Genomic DNA, 14631 nt, shown 5'->3' with positions numbered 1-14631 from the left:
CTTTTGCTATTCGGGTGAACAAGGGAACTCAGCGGGTGAGGGGGGCCGCATCTGGCTTGCTCATCAGCTGCTCCACATCGTCGATCACCTTGAGGGCGGCCTGAGGCCCGCCGGTGGAGGTCCACAGCGACCCGTCCACCGCGCCGAAGCGCTTGGCCTTGATGGCATTCAGTTGCTGGAAGGCGGGGGTCTGCTCGGCCTGCTTCATGGCATCCACCGCATCGCCGCTGGCGCTCAGGGTGCCGATCACCAGCCAGTCACCGTCCAGCAGGTTGAGGGACTCCAGGCTCAGGGCCGGGGAGTGGGGGCTCTTGTCACCCATCTGGTGCGACGGGCGCGCCAGCCCCATCTCCATCACCACGCTGCTGGCGAAGGTGCCGCCGTGCATGTAGCTCGGTCCCTTCGGATTCCAGCGCACTATGCTGAGCTGCTCGCCCTGATGCTTGGCAAGCCGGCTGCGGGCCTCTTGCAGGCGGGCATCATACTGGGCGAGGAAGGCCTTGCCTTCGGCTTCCTTGTTCAGCACCGCCGCGCTGCGGCTGAACACCTCTTTCCAGGGCTGGCCCCAGTTGCCGGTGACCACGGTGGGGGCGATTTCCTTGAGCAGGGTCAGTAGCTCGGGCTTGGTCTGATTGGTCAGGATGAGATCCGGCTCCAGATCGATCAACCGCTCCAGGTTGGGATTGTCAAGATCCCCGACGATGGCGATGTCTTTGCCCGCCTTGTCCAGCAGGTAGCGGGGCAGGGTGGCCTGGCCGCGACCGTTGACGGTACCGATCGGTTGCACGCCCAGAGTCAGGGCGGTGTCGAGATCGATTTCACTCAGCACCACCACCCGCTTGGGGTGGGCGGGCACGCTCAGGGTCTTGCCGTCGGCATCGGTCACCTGACGGGTGTCAGTCCGGGCTTGGGCCTGAAAGCCGACCAGACTAGCCAGCACCAGCGCGGCTACCAAGGGGGAGGGGATCGTCATCGTTACATCCTTATGGGTGAAATCGGCGGCGCTGTTTACGGGCATGATTGACTGCCAACGCGCGTTGCCTGAATGATCTGTCTGCTATCGGCCCCAAATGGGCGGGGCTATGCTATCACAAGTTAAGTGAGAAACGTTGTCATTTGTATTTGTGCCAGGGCGGCGCTTTGTTACCATGGGCTCCCCATTGCGAGATTTTCTGATGCCAGCGCCCCTCTCCCCGATTTCCCCCGCCACGGACTTCATACTGCAAACCGACGTGCTGACGTTGGCAGGGCTGGCGCAGTTGCCCATTCACCGGGTCTGTTTCGATCCTGCCGCCTTCACCTCGGCCAGCCTGGATGGCCATGGCATCAGCCTTCCCGCCAATCTGCGCGGGGCCGTGGCCAAACGTCAGGGGGAGTTTCTGGCGGGACGGCTGGCGGCCCGTCATGCCCTTGGCCCCTTCGGTTTGGGAGCGCAGACAGTAGCCATAGGCCAGCACCGGGAGCCATGTTGGCCAGCTGGCATGGAGGGCAGTATCAGCCACAGCCAGTTACTGGGGAAGGGGGTGGCCCTGTGCGCGGTGCGCCCGAGAGAAGGTGGGCTGGGGCTGGATCTGGAGGCCTGGCTCGATGCCGACCAGGCGGCGCAGCTCTGGCCCGGCATCGTCGATAAGGAGGAGTGGGAACGACTGGCAGAGAGCGCCACCGCCGCCGATCTGAGCGTGGCAGAGGGGCTGACCCTGGTGTTCTCCGCCAAGGAGAGCCTGTTCAAGTCGCTCTACCCCAGGGTCGGGCGCTATTTCGATTTTCTCGACGCCCGCTGGTCGGCCATGGGGGCCGAAACTCTCAGCCTGAGCTTGAAGACGGCGCTTGCCCCTGACTTGCCCGCCGGCTGGCACTGCACCCTGCACTGGCAGCGGCTGCCTGGGGGCCTGCTCACCCTGCTGGCACTTTGACGGACTAAGGGATGAGACAGTAAAAAACCGCCGGATGGGCGGTTTTTTCATTCAGGCCTGCTGTCTGGCCACAGGGTTATCCGTTTGCGAATCCGCCTCGGTGCGCCTGCGCGGTACTATCACCGGGGCGCCGTCGCCGGGGGCGTGCAGGATATCGACGTCGGTCTGGTAGAGGCGGTCGATGAGCGGCTTGGTCACCACCTCCCGCGCCGGCCCAATGGCCTGCACGCCGCCATCGCCAAGCGCAATCAGCTCGTCACAGTAGCGGGCGGCGGTGGCTAGATCGTGGATGACGATAAGCACCGTCTTGCCGGCGGCGGTGATCTGGTGGATGGCCTCCATCACCTCGGTCTGGTGACCGATGTCGAGCGCGCTGGTGGGCTCGTCCAGCAAGATGATGTCCGCATCCTGAGCCAGCACCATGGCGAGCCAGACTCGCTGTGCCTGACCGCCGGAGAGGGAGCTGGCGCTTTGCTGCCAGATGGCGCCCAGCTGCATCCGCTCACAGGCCCAGTGCACCATGCGCGCATCCTCCTCGCTCCACTGATTGAACCAGCCCTGGTGGGGATGGCGGCCATATTGCACCAGCTGTTCGACCCGGATGCCGGCGGGCACCAGCGGTCGCTGGGGCAGGTAGGCGAGTTCTCGGGCCAACGCCTTCATGCCGTAGTTCGCCAGCGGCTTGCCCTTGAGTAAAATCTCCCCGCTCTGGGGCTGCTCCTGGCCTGCCAGCAACTTGAGCAGGGTGGATTTGCCACCGCCATTCGGGCCTACAATCCCCACCAGCTTGCCCTTGGGGATGGTGAAGGAGACGTCATCGAAGACGGGCTTGTGCTGATAGCCGAAACGAAGGCGGTTTACGGTGAGCGTCATCAAACGGCCCCTTGTCTGAAGGTGAAAAGGATAAAAAGCATCGTCAGTCGGCCTTCTGTCTGTCTTTGATGAGCACGAACAGCAGCAGCATGCCGCCAAGAATACGGGTCATAATGCCGGTGGCGACCTCGTGGGGGCTGGCCAGCACCCGCACCAGGGTATCGCTCGCGAGCAGCAGCAGGGCGCCGGACAGCGCCGCTATCCAGAGCGGCACTATGCGATCCCGAGAGAGCCAGGAGGCGAGGATGGGGGCGGCCATGGCGATGAACACCACGGGGCCGCCGATGGCGGTGCCGAGCGCCGCGACCACGATGGCCTGGGCCAGTACCCCGAGCTGCACCCGATTCACGTTCACCCCGAGGTTCTGGGCGGTGACGGGCCCCAGACGCAGCACGCCGAGGGCGCGGGAGAGATAGATTATCCAGGGGCAGACCAGAAGGATCAGCAGGCCCACCGGCAGCACGGTGGCGTAGCCCTGGCCGACGAAGTTGCCCATGTTCCAAAGGTAGAGGCTGGTGAGGTGCACCAGGGACTGGGTGGACATGGCGAACTGGCCGATGGCGTTCATCAGCTCGGAGACGCCGATGCCGATCACCACGAACAGATAACCCTGCTCACCCGGCTTGTTGCACAGGGCGTAGAGCACGGCCGCGGCGAACAGGGCACCGAGCGGCGCCGCCCACCAGGGCCAGCTGCCGAGAGTGAGGTAGAGGGAGAAGATGATGATGGCAAGGGAGGCCCCCTCGTTGACCCCTATCATGTCCGGGGTGGCGAGGCGGTTGCGAATGAGGGTCTGCACCAGGCAGCCGGAGAGGCCCATGGCGGCGCCCGCCACCAGCACGGCGACGATGCGCGGCAGCCTAATCTTGAATACCGTCACCTCGCTGAGGCGACTTCCTTCCCCCATCAGGGTCTGGATGACCCCCAGCATGGTGATCTTGCCCGAGCCGAGTGTCAGCGCCAGCAGGGAGAGCAGCACCAGAGCGAGCATCAGCGCGAGAGTAATGAACCAGGCGCGGCGCTCGAGCAGCAGGGTCCGCTTGCCTATCCGCAGGCAGAAGGTGCCGGTTGGCAGGGTGGGCGAGGGAGTCTTGTTGATTGCATGTGTCATGAGATGCCCTTATTTCACGGCCAGCAGGGAGCGGAAACCGCCGCTGCGCACCACCAGGATGAGTACGGGGGCACCGATCAGCGCCAGGATCACCCCATTGGGCAGCTCGAACGGTTGCAGCAGCCAGCGCGCCAGTATGTCGGCGCCGAGCAGGAACAGCACCCCGAACAGGGCGGAGAAACGTACCTGGATGGACAGGCGCACCGGCTCCACCAGGCGAGCGCAGTAGGCGGCCAGGAAGCCGACGAAACCGATGGGGCCGGCGATGGCGATGGCGCAGGCGGTGAACAGGGTTGCGGCCAAGAGCACCCCGATGCGCACCCGGGTCGGTCGGATGCCGAGCGCCTGGGCCTGATTGTCCCCCATCTGCATCAGGGTGAGCTGGCGACAGAGCGCCAGGGTCAACAGCAGCCCTGCCAGGGCGAAGGGCAGCACCGTCAGCACCGCATCGAGGCTGGAGGCGGCGAGCGACCCCAAGTTCCAGAAGCGGAACTGTTCCAGCACCACTTTGTTGGAGAGCAGCAGGAAATTGGAGAGGCCGCCGAAGGTGGCGGAGAGGGCGACGCCGACCAGAATGAGCTTGAGCGGGTTGGAGCGACCCACCATCAGGCCGAGGCCGAGCACGATGATATTGCCCATCAGGGCGCCCATGCCGGACCAGAGCAGATAACCGTAGGCGGATTCGACGCCAAAATAGGTGAGGCCGATGACCAGCGCGAATACGGCGCCGGCGTTGACCCCGAGCAGGCCGGGTTCGGCCAGCGGATTGCGGGTGGCACTTTGCAGCATGGAGGCGGCCAAGGCGAGGCAGACGCCCACCACCAGAGCGGCGAGGGTGCGGGGCACGCGCAAGGTATTGACTATCATGGCGAGCTTTTCATCGGCCACGAGGACGGGATCGCCCAGCAGGAAACCGGCGACCTCATGGCCACCATAGACACCGGCGCCAGTGGCCAGTGACAGCGAAATCAGCAGGAAGAGGAGCAGCACTCCGAGCCAGAACAGCTGTGCTTGGTATCTGAGCACTCAATGACTCCTTTCAATTCGGGGTAGTAGAAACGCAAAAAGGGAGCCCTGTTTCCAGGGCTCCCAGATCGGGATATTACAGCTTGTAATCTACGCCGGCGTAGACGGTACGACCTTCCAGGATGAAGTCGGCGTCGGTGGCGACTTGATCACGCTGGGTGTTGGTCAGGTTGGTGATACCGAGCTTGAAATCCAGGGCTGGTGTGACCTTCCAGTTGGTGTTGACGTCCAGGGTCTGGTAGTGCTCGGACTTGAACGCCTGGGCGTTGCGCGCCGGCACCTTGATGATCTGGCTGCCAACGTATTGCCAGGCCAAGTTGGCGCTGACCACGTCGGTCGCCTGCCAATCCAGGCCGAGGTTACCGGTGTGATCCGGGGTCTTGGCCAGGTCTTCACCCGTGCTCTTGTCTTCGGAGTCGAGCATGGTCCAGTTACCGGTCAGCTGCACGCCGTCCAGCACGTCGACCCAGCCGGTCAGCTCCAGGCCTTTGATGCGGGCCTTCTTGACGTTGAGGTAGGTCATCACGGTCGGACGGTAGCCAGGGCCCCACTGATCGCTCTGGATCAGGTCCTCGATGTCGTTGTGGAAACCGGTCACGCCGGCGCCGAAGCGATCGCTCTCGTAGGCGGTACCCAGCTCATAGCTGATGGCGGTTTCCGGTTTCAGATCCGGGTTACCGATCACCTGGCAGGCGCCACGGCAGGCGGTGGTGGAGAAGCCTTCGCTGGACTGGGCCAGGGTCGGTGCCTTGAACGCCTTGCCGGCGCCGCCTTTGATCACCCACTCGTCGGTCAGGGTGTAGAGGGCGTAGGCACGGGGGCTGAACTCGTTGCCATAGGTCTCGTGGTGATCCAGACGGCCGGAGAGGGTCAGCGCCAGATCGCCGAAGCTGAATTCGTCCTGCAAGTAGACTGCGCTCTGGGAGGCATCCACGCTGCCATTGGTGATGTTGCGGCTGTGCTCCAGCTCGGTCTTGCGCAGCTCGGCACCGGAGGTGAGCAGGTGCTCGCCCAGATAGCCACTGACCTGACCGTCGACCGTGTTGTTGGTCTGGGTAACATCGGCGGCGCCGCCGTTGAGCTGGGAATCGTCCATCAGGTCGATCTGCTCGAAGTAGTAACGCACCCGGCTGTCGAAGTGCTCCCAGCGACCGTTGTGGCTAACACCCAGGCTCAGGCGATCCAGATTCTGCACGTTGTGCGGGGTGGCCGGCGCGGTCGGGGCGCGGGGCACGTTGTTGAAGTAGCTGTCCATGTCGTTCTGGTTGTAGCCCAGATCGAATTCGACGTCCTGATTGTCGGCCACCAGCCACTTCAGGCCGGTCAGCACGTTGACCACTTCGCGTTTTTCCAGCGCATCGGCGTCCGGGTTGTTGCTCTGCTCGCTCTTCCAGCGATCGCGCTGATAGCCTTCGACCACGATGTTGCCGAGCAGCTTGTTGTCGATGAGGGCACCGGACACATAGGCGCTGCCCTGGTTGGCATCGCCGCCGTCACCCTTGGTCGGCATGCTGTGGGTGTAGCCGACACCCGCTTCGGTCTTCTCGGTGGCCTGGCGCAGGATCACGTTGACCACGCCGCCCAGGGCATCGGCACCGTACAGGGAGGAGACGGGGCCGCGGATCACTTCGATGCGCTCGATGGCCGCCATGGGGATGGAGCTTAGGTCAAAGTCGTTGCCGTAGGCGCTGCCCAGGGTCTCACGGGCATTGACCCGCTTGCCGTTGATCAGCAGCAGGGTGTAGTCGCCGCCCATGCCGCGGATCTTGATCTCGTTACGGCCGGTGGGGTTGGTAGCAACGATGTTGACGCCCGGCACATGCTTGAGTGCATCGCCGATGTTGTTGACGTTCATCTTGTCCAGATCGGCGCGGCTCACCACGGAGACGCTGGCCGGAGCCGTGAACTCGGTGTGCTTGGTCTGGGTGGCGGTGACCACCACTGTCTCGTTGGCCTTGACCGATTCGGCCTGGGCCAGACCCGGCAGGGCCATCAGCCCGAGGGAGAGCAGGATGGGGTTTAATTTAAATACGCCGTGCTGCAACTGCATTGTTAAAGCTCCATGAAAAAACCGAAATTATGGGTTCGGGCTCTGTCGGCCCGCTGCTCACTGACTTCCTTGTCTGGCCGGGCCAGACGTGGGGTTATTGTTATTTTTTATCCGCGCCAGCCCCTTGATGAGGAAGCCGACACCACCGCAGGCCAACAGGCCACAGGCGATATTGAGCCAGGCCAGACTGGCGAAACCCTGCAGGGCGCCGGTCTGGTCAGAGACGAGGTATCTGGCTGACAGCAGGCTGCCGAGCCCGGCTGCCACATTGGTGACCGTGCCCTGGAATGACATGAAGGCGGCGCGCTGATGGGGCGCCGGGATGCCCGCGGTGATGGCGAGGGTGGTACTGGCGCGGGCCGAACTCAGCGCCATGAACAGGGTGAACAGCAAATAGATGGGCATGCCGACGGGCAGGGCAAAGCCGAGCAGGGTGACCAGCGCCAGCGCCAGGCTGGTGAGCAGGATGGCGCCCTGGGCACGGCCCTTGTCAATCCAACCGCCACACAGGCGCATGGTGGCCATGCTGGCAAGGCCGCCGCACAGGTAGAGGGCGGCTATCTGCTCACGGGGGAAGCCGAGGTTGAACTGGAAGTAGTTCGCAAAGTGCGGGATCAGCAGGAAGTGGCCGAACATCTGCAAACAGAGAATGCCGAGGGCACCCTGACACAGGGGAGAGGCGAGCAACTGGCGCAGGCCGCTGCCGTGCGGGGAGCGAGTGACCGGCAGGGAAGGCAGCAGACGGCTGCTCAGCAGGGCCAGCAGCAGGCCGCTTGCGCCAAACAGCAGGAAGGGGCTCTGCCAGCCGAGCCACTGGGCCAGGGTCAGGGCGACGGGCACGATCAGGATGGCGGCGAGGGAAAATGCCATGCCCACATAGGCGAGACGGCGTCCCCGCTCGGCCGGTGGCACCAGATCCAGCACTGCTGCCATCAGGATGGCGGAGAGCGGTCCAGCGACGCAGCCAGAGAGAATGAACAGCACCAGCAGTTGCTGACTGTCTTGCACCAGGGCGCAGGCCATCAGCAACAGGAAGCGCAGGGTCAACAGCAGCAGCAGGGCGGGTTTGCGATTGAAGCGATCGAGCCAGGGCGCCGTGATAATGCCCATGAGCGCGGCGCCCAGGGTGGCACCGCCACTGAAGTAACCGGTCTGCTCCGGTTGCATGCCGAGGTTGACCACCAAATCCGGGCCAAGGGGCATCACCATCATCATGCTGCCCATGGAGAGCATGTTGATCAGCAGTGCCAGATGGATGGTGGCGGGGGTGCTGGAGACGACAGGATCTGGCTTCATCAGAGGCTGACTCGAAAAAATGAGTCCGAATTGTATCCGAGCGATCTTATTGTGACAACAAATGATAACCATTTTTATTTGCGTTGGTTTATTTCCTTATGAGTCTTGTTTGGTGAGGAGTGATAAACGCCAGAATGGCCAGAAAAAAGCCAGCAAAAAGAGAGGGAGGAAATGTTGGACCACGTCGGTGATGGCACATTCATGGGGGATGATGACACACTGTCATGAGACAAGTTTTGTAGCGGGGAGATGAGGATGAAAGTTTGGCGATGGAGTTGGATATTGTGGTGCAGCCTGCTCTGGGCGCTGTCCGTGCGGGCCGAGGTCAAGGTGATCCCGGTGTTTGAGGCGCCAGCCATGGTGCAAACCTTGAAAGAGATCTACCCGGATCTTGGGGTCAGCGCCATGGGCAATCAGCTGGTGCTGAGCGGCACGCCCGCCCAGTTGCAAGAGGCCGAGGCCACCCTGAATCAGCTCAATCAGCCACCCCAGAGCCTGCTCATCGAGTGGCGGGTGGAAGGGGCCTCAAGCAACAGCCAGCTGGGGGTCGGTGTTGGCAATGACAATGCCAAACGGCAGTGGCTTATTGAAGGCGGGGCGCAAGATTATCAGCGCAGCCAGAACGACAACTGGCAGGTGCGTGGCCTGTCGGGGCGGCCGGTGCTGCTGCAGATGGGTTCCTACCAGCCGGTCACCTTCTATCGCTGGCAGGGTGGGCGAGTGGTGGGCATGGTGCCGCTGATCAATGGCCTCTACGCCACCGCCACTCTGATAGGCGATCGGGTACAGATAGAGCTCAGCAGTGAACAGGCGCGGCTGGAGCGGGGTGACATCAAGACCGGCCAGAGCGCCACCGAGGTGAGTGGCGCCCCAGGTGAATGGTTGACGGTGGGGGAGCTCTCCACCAGCCAGAGCAGTCAGGGGGCCCAACTCTCGAACCCGTCGCAACTCGGGCAGGCAAGTGGCAGCGAGCGACAGACGCTGCAGATCCGGGTCAGCCGCCAATAGCTGCTGGCAGGGGGTCTTAGTGCCGGATGGCGGCCATGATCACGCATTCAGGCATGATGTTGATCAAGGCTGGGCGTGGGGCTTATCGACGGCATATTCCCGGATCTGGCGGCTCTTGAGCAGATACCAGAGTGCCCAGAGACTGCCGATCAGCACCAGGGCGGTGGGCCAGCTGAACGACCACTTCTGCAGATTCAGGCTGTGCAACTGCATCACCAGGCCGCTCAGGGTGGAGCAGAGCAGCAGACCGCGGCTGTGGCGTCTGAGCCAGGCGCGAACGCTTCGGCCCTGCTGATGGGTGCCGCCGCAGGCGAGCAGCGCCAACATGGCGGGCACGTCGGTCAGCAGGCTGATATAGAGGCTGATCTTGTCCGGATAGAAGAGACTCAGGATCTCGCTGCCACTCTCGCGGGTCACTCCCGCCATCAGGAACAACCAGACCGAGCGGGTCAGCAGCAGGGCGATGGGCCAGAACCAGAGCGGTGGACGCAACTGGCCGTGATCGTCATATCGATGTTCGGGATAAAGGGTCATAGGAGCCCATCTGTTGCCGGATTGTACTGATACCGGCTGCTACTGGAACCGGATCGCGCTGAAGATAGAGGGGATATGGGGCGGTGAGTCGTGCTTTACAAGCTGGGTGCTGGGCAGAAATTAATCGGGGAACCCAAGCTCCCCAATCCACATTCTTTTTTGGTATGACGGTATGCTCGTTACAGCCAGCCCTTGCGCTTGAAGAAGAGACCGGTGCCGAGCGACGACATCACCATCAATACCAGCGACATTTGATAGCCATACTCCCAGGCGAGCTCCGGCATGCGGCCGAAGTTCATGCCGTAGATGCTGGCGATCAGGGTCGGTGGCAGGAAGATCACCGCGGCAACCGAGAAGATCTTGATCACCTTGTTCTGCTCCAGATTGGTCACCCCCATGGAGGCCTCCAGCTGGAAGTTGATCTTGTCGAACAGGAACTGGGTGTGGGGCAGCAGGGATTCCACATCGTGCAGCATCTCGTCGATCCACTTGTTCTGCTCGCCGGTCATGCGCTGGCGCAGGCTGCGTTTGAGGAAGCGCAGGGCACGGCGGGTATCGTGCAGGGAGAGACGGATCTGGCCGTTGGCCTCTTCCTGGGCCATCAGCTCCTTGAGCATGGCGTTGATCTGATCCGGTTCAAAAATCTGGTCCGCGGTGTTTTCCAGGGTTTTATAACCGTCTTCAATGAGATCAGAGAGATATTCCACCTTCAGATTCTGTACTTCCAGCAGAATATCGAGGGCATTCTCCACCTCCAGCCGGTCCTGGCGCATATAGTGGCGCAGCAGGCGAACCAGGCCGATATCATCCTCACGGATGCTGATCAACAGGTTGTTGCGCAGGGTAAAGGAGACGTGGACACCCTTGGTGTCGCGACCGATCCGCTGGGGGAACAGGGAGTGGATGTGCAGGCCATCGGTGTCCCAGTAGAAACGAGCGGACGCTTCGATGTCGTCCAACTCCTCCTTGTCCGGTACCTCCTCCAGGAACAGGCCCGTCAACCATTCTCGCTCCGCCGTGTCCGGCTTGTAGGCATCCAGCCAGACAGTGTTGTCGGGGACTATGTCGTCCGGCCCGAGCGTCACTATGTCCAGCACCTTGTTATTGAGAATGTAGGCGGTGATCATCTGTCCCCCCTTAAAAAGTCGTGGGTCATCAGGGATGGTTGCACAGGTTCATGCGGCCCTAGATCGCACAGAAAGCGATCCCATGAAATAGCGTAGCGAGGCCGATGGACAACCTGAATGCGGCGAACTATACAGGGGCAGGGCGCGCTTGTCAGGGCCTATTCATCGGGGGTTCAGCCTGTTTGCTCAAAAAAGCGGCGAGGTCGGAGCAGCTGTCTGGCTGGTCAGAACCCAGCCTGCGAGGGCTGGATCCTGGAGCGGGCTGGCGGGATCCGGTGGCGTTGCGACGCTTCCGCCTTGGGGTCGCTGGCCCGGCACTACCTTGGGGCCGGGCTCAGAAGACATGCGGGGAGGAAGCAGCCTCGCTGTCGCTTATTTTCCTATATCTCATATCTCACATATTGGGGTAGTTGGGCCCAGAGCCTCCCTGCGGCGGCGTCCAGATGATGTTCTGGCTGGGATCCTTGATGTCGCAGGTCTTGCAGTGGATGCAGTTGGCCGCGTTGATCTGCAGCCTTGGCCGTCCCTCAGACTCCAGGATCTCGAACACCCCGGCCGGACAATAACGCTGGGCTGGCTCGGCCCAGGTGGGCAGATTTACCTCCACCGGGATGCTCGCGTCCTGCAGCCGCAAGTGACAGGGCTGATCCTCGTCATGACTGGTGTTGGCGAGATAGACGGAGGAGAGCTTGTCGAAGCTGAGCTTGCCATCGGGTTTCGGGTAGGAGATGGGCGGGCAGCGGCTGGCCAGGCGCAGCTGGCGATAGTCCGGCTCCTTGTCCAGGAGCGTCACGGGGGAGCCCTTGCCCCAGAGTCGCTGTTCCAGCCAGTTGAAGGCGCCGCCGAGCCAGGGGCCGAAGCGGTGCAGCGCCGCGCCGAAGTTGCGGGCAGCGATCAGCTCCTGCGCCAGCCAGCTTTGTTGCAGTTCATCCTGAAACTCGGCCAGATCCCGACCTCCCTCATCGCCGCCGCGCAGGCTCATGGCGACGGTTTTCGCCGCCAGCATGGCTGACTTCATGGCGCAGTGAATGCCCTTGATGCGGGAGAAATCCAGGGTGCCCGCATCGCAGCCGATGAGCAGGCCGCCGGGAAAGTGCATGCAGGGCAGTGAATGCCAGCCTCCCTTGGCAATGGCGCGAGCGCCATAACTGATGCGCTCGCCTCCCTGCAAAGTGTGTGCGATCAGCGGGTGATGCTTGAGGCGCTGGAATTCGTCGAACGGGCTGAGCCAGGGATTCTGGTAGTTGAGGTCGACGATGAGGCCGACCGCCACCTGATTGCCTTCCAGATGATAGAGATAAAAGCCCCCCTGGCTCTTGTTGCCACCATCCTCATTGAGGGGCCAGCCGCTGCCATGCAGCACCAGGCCGGGGTGGGACTGGTCGGCGGGTACCTGCCACAGCTCCTTGAAGCCGATGGCGTAATGCTGGGGTTGGGTCTGGCTTTCCAGCTGGAATTCGGCGATCAACTGCTTGCCAAGATGGCCACGGGCGCCCTCGGCAAACAAGGTGTAGCGGCCATAAAGCGCCATGCCGGGCACGTGATCCGCCTTGGGACTTCCATCCTTGTCCAGCCCAAGATCTCCCGTTATTACCCCTCTTACCCTTCCGTCCTCCAAGATGAGCTCGCTGGCGGTGAAGCCGGGGTAGATCTCGACCCCGAGTGACTCGGCCTCCCGGGCGAGCCAGCGGCACAGGTTGCCGAGGCTGACGATGTGACAGCCGTCGTTGTGCATGCGCGGCGGCACTGCCCAGTGGGGTAGTTGCAGGGCGCGGCTCTCGCTTTGCAGCAGATGTACCCGATCGTCGCTGACCGGTACGCCGAGCGGCGCCTGCTGCCAGCGTTCTGGCAGTAACTCCTTGAGGGCGACGGGATCGAGCAGGGCGCCGGAGAGCAAATGGGCGCCAATCTCGGCCCCTTTTTCCAGTACGCAGACCGTGAGATCGGCATGCTGTTGTTTCAGTGCGATGGCGGCGCTGAGGCCTGCCGGGCCGCCACCGACGATGATGACATCAAATTCCATTGCTTCGCGTTCCATCTTGCCTCTGCGCTCGACTTGGCCTAGGGTAGTGATGGTAGTTTACGTAAACGTAAAGCGTTTTGTCAGCATATAAAGTGTGAGAGTGCAAAATGGATTCACTCAACCGGTACGAGGAAGACCGACATGAAGCTGCTGGTCGCGGTTAAACGGGTCGTTGATTTCAACGTCAAGATCCGGGTCAAGAGCGATGGCTCCGATGTGGAGCTCGCCAATGTGAAGATGGGCATCAACCCGTTTTGTGAGATCGCGCTGGAAGAGGGCGTGAGGCTGCGCGAAGCCGGCATCGCGAGCGAACTGGTGGTGGTGAGTTTCGGGCCGGAGGCGGCGGCCGAGCAACTGCGCCATGCCCTGGCGCTGGGGGCGGATCGGGCGCTGCATTACGTCACGGATAAGAGTACAGCTGAGGAGCAACTGACTCCGCTGACGGTGGCCCGCGCCTTGCAACGGTTGTGCGAGCAGGAGCAACCGGATCTGGTGCTGCTCGGCAAACAGTCCATCGATTCCGACAACAATCAGGTCGGCCAGATGCTCTCTGCCCTCACTGATTGGCCGCTCGCCACCTTCGCCTCCGTGCTTCGGCTGAGCGATGGCGAATTGCAGGTGACCCGGGAGATAGACGGCGGTCTGGAAACTCTGGGGATGGCCTTGCCCGCGGTGGTGACCGTGGACTTGCGCCTGAACGAGCCCCGCTTTGCCTCCTTGCCCAACATCATGAAAGCCAAGCGCAAGCCGCTGGAAAGCCAGCCCTTCTCGACACTCGGCGTGATCGCATCCGGTCAGAGCCGCTTGCTCGGGGTGATGGCGCCCCCCGTGCGCAGCGCAGGGATAAGGGTCGGCTCGGTGGATGAACTGCTGGACAAGCTCAGGTACGAAGCCAAGGTGCTGCCATGAGCACCTTGTTGATGGTTGAACATATCGGGTGCTGGCCCAGGCTTGGACGTGGCGCTGGCGCAGTAAAACAGATCGCGAACGAAGCTAAGGTGTTGCCATGAGCGTACTGGTTATTGCCGAACATCATCAGGGCCAGTTGGCCGACAGCGCCGCCCATCTGGTCACGGCGGCGGGCCAGCTTGGCGGCGAGGTGCACCTGCTCCTTCTGGGCCAGGGATTGACCGAGGCGGCGGAGCAGGCGGCGGCGCTGCAAGGAGTGGACCGGGTGCTGCTGGCCGAGCACCCCATGCTGGCGGAGGGACTCAATGACGGTGTCGGCAACCTGCTGTGTCAGCTGGCACGGGACTATCAGCACTGCCTGATGGCGGCGAGCAGCCATGGCAAGGATCTGTTGCCACGGGTGGCGGCCCGGCTCGGGGTGGAGATGCTGTCGGAGGTCACGGGCATCGAGAGTGCCGACACCTTCCTGCGTCCCATCTATGCGGGCAATGCCATTGCCAGGGTCGAGCTCTCGGCGCCCATCAAGGTGCTCACCATCAGGCCGACGGCGTTTGCCAAGGCGATCCGCGGTGCGACCATGGCGCCCTGCGCGCGGGTGCCGGTACCCGAGCTCAGGTGCCGAACCCGGCTGATCGAACGCAGGGCTGTGCGCTCGATGAGGCCGGAGCTGGGCGCGGCGCGGGTGGTGGTTTCGGGGGGCAGGGCGCTTGGTTCGAAAGAGCAATTTGCTCTCATCGAGGCGCTGGCTGACAAGCTGGGGG

General features: G+C 62.6%; 12 protein-coding genes and 1 pseudogene. 4 read left to right on the top strand and 9 right to left on the bottom strand.

Annotation, left to right across the window (positions count from 1 at the left end):
* Positions 1–28: 28 nt before the first annotated feature.
* Entirely contained in the window at positions 29–973 is a 945-nt protein-coding gene (locus BN1137_RS18760) for an ABC transporter substrate-binding protein (protein WP_050720051.1), read from the bottom strand.
* A 202-nt stretch (positions 974–1175) separates the two neighbouring features.
* Between BN1137_RS18760 and BN1137_RS18755 the strand changes: the two genes are divergently transcribed.
* The gene (locus tag BN1137_RS18755) at positions 1176–1913 is read left to right on the top strand and encodes a 4'-phosphopantetheinyl transferase family protein (RefSeq protein WP_050720050.1); all 738 of its coding nucleotides are present in this window, start codon (positions 1176–1178) and stop codon (positions 1911–1913) included.
* Between the two features lie 51 nt (positions 1914–1964).
* Here BN1137_RS18755 and BN1137_RS18750 read toward each other — a convergent pair whose 3' ends face one another.
* From BN1137_RS18750 to BN1137_RS18730, 5 genes are all read right to left on the bottom strand, one after another.
* Entirely contained in the window at positions 1965–2786 is an 822-nt protein-coding gene (locus BN1137_RS18750) for an amonabactin ABC transporter ATP-binding protein (RefSeq protein WP_050720049.1), read from the bottom strand.
* Positions 2787–2829: 43 nt separating this feature from the next.
* Positions 2830–3897, bottom strand: coding sequence for an amonabactin ABC transporter permease subunit 1 (locus BN1137_RS18745; RefSeq protein WP_050720048.1), 1068 nt, complete (start codon positions 3895–3897; stop codon positions 2830–2832).
* Between the two features lie 9 nt (positions 3898–3906).
* Positions 3907–4923: an amonabactin ABC transporter permease subunit 2 gene (locus BN1137_RS18740; RefSeq protein ID WP_050720047.1), complete on the bottom strand. Its 1017-nt coding sequence runs from the start codon at positions 4921–4923 to the stop codon at positions 3907–3909.
* 76 nt (positions 4924–4999) lie between these two features.
* A complete protein-coding gene (locus BN1137_RS18735) occupies positions 5000–6973 on the bottom strand; it encodes a siderophore amonabactin TonB-dependent receptor (RefSeq protein WP_050720046.1) in 1974 nt (657 codons plus the stop codon).
* Between the two features lie 57 nt (positions 6974–7030).
* Positions 7031–8269 (bottom strand): MFS transporter, encoded by a 1239-nt coding sequence (locus BN1137_RS18730; RefSeq protein ID WP_050720045.1) that lies wholly within the window; start codon positions 8267–8269, stop codon positions 7031–7033.
* Between the two features lie 255 nt (positions 8270–8524).
* Between BN1137_RS18730 and BN1137_RS18725 the strand changes: the two genes are divergently transcribed.
* Positions 8525–9277: a hypothetical protein gene (locus BN1137_RS18725; RefSeq protein ID WP_050720044.1), complete on the top strand. Its 753-nt coding sequence runs from the start codon at positions 8525–8527 to the stop codon at positions 9275–9277.
* A gap of 63 nt (positions 9278–9340) precedes the next feature.
* Here the strand turns inward: BN1137_RS18725 and BN1137_RS18720 are convergent, their stop codons facing one another.
* The 3 genes from BN1137_RS18720 to BN1137_RS18710 form a co-directional block, all read right to left on the bottom strand.
* Positions 9341–9811 (bottom strand): DUF2919 domain-containing protein, encoded by a 471-nt coding sequence (locus BN1137_RS18720; protein WP_050720043.1) that lies wholly within the window; start codon positions 9809–9811, stop codon positions 9341–9343.
* A 179-nt stretch (positions 9812–9990) separates the two neighbouring features.
* Positions 9991–10938: a magnesium/cobalt transporter CorA gene (gene corA, locus BN1137_RS18715; protein ID WP_042653558.1), complete on the bottom strand. Its 948-nt coding sequence runs from the start codon at positions 10936–10938 to the stop codon at positions 9991–9993.
* Positions 10939–11332: 394 nt separating this feature from the next.
* Positions 11333–12976 (bottom strand): electron transfer flavoprotein-ubiquinone oxidoreductase, encoded by a 1644-nt coding sequence (locus BN1137_RS18710; RefSeq protein ID WP_050720042.1) that lies wholly within the window; start codon positions 12974–12976, stop codon positions 11333–11335.
* A gap of 126 nt (positions 12977–13102) precedes the next feature.
* Here BN1137_RS18710 and BN1137_RS18705 point away from each other — a divergent pair, with 126 nt between their 5' ends.
* Positions 13103–13870, top strand: coding sequence for an electron transfer flavoprotein subunit beta/FixA family protein (locus tag BN1137_RS18705; RefSeq protein ID WP_050720041.1), 768 nt, complete (start codon positions 13103–13105; stop codon positions 13868–13870).
* A 97-nt stretch (positions 13871–13967) separates the two neighbouring features.
* Positions 13968–14631 (top strand): annotated as a pseudogene (locus tag BN1137_RS18700) (electron transfer flavoprotein subunit alpha/FixB family protein); the annotation flags it as partial.

This window comes from Aeromonas tecta, from assembly GCF_000820185.1.
GTDB classification, from domain to species: domain Bacteria; phylum Pseudomonadota; class Gammaproteobacteria; order Enterobacterales; family Aeromonadaceae; genus Aeromonas; species Aeromonas tecta.
Note: the sequence above shows the minus strand (reverse complement) of the source record. Positions and strands in the feature narration are given on the sequence as shown.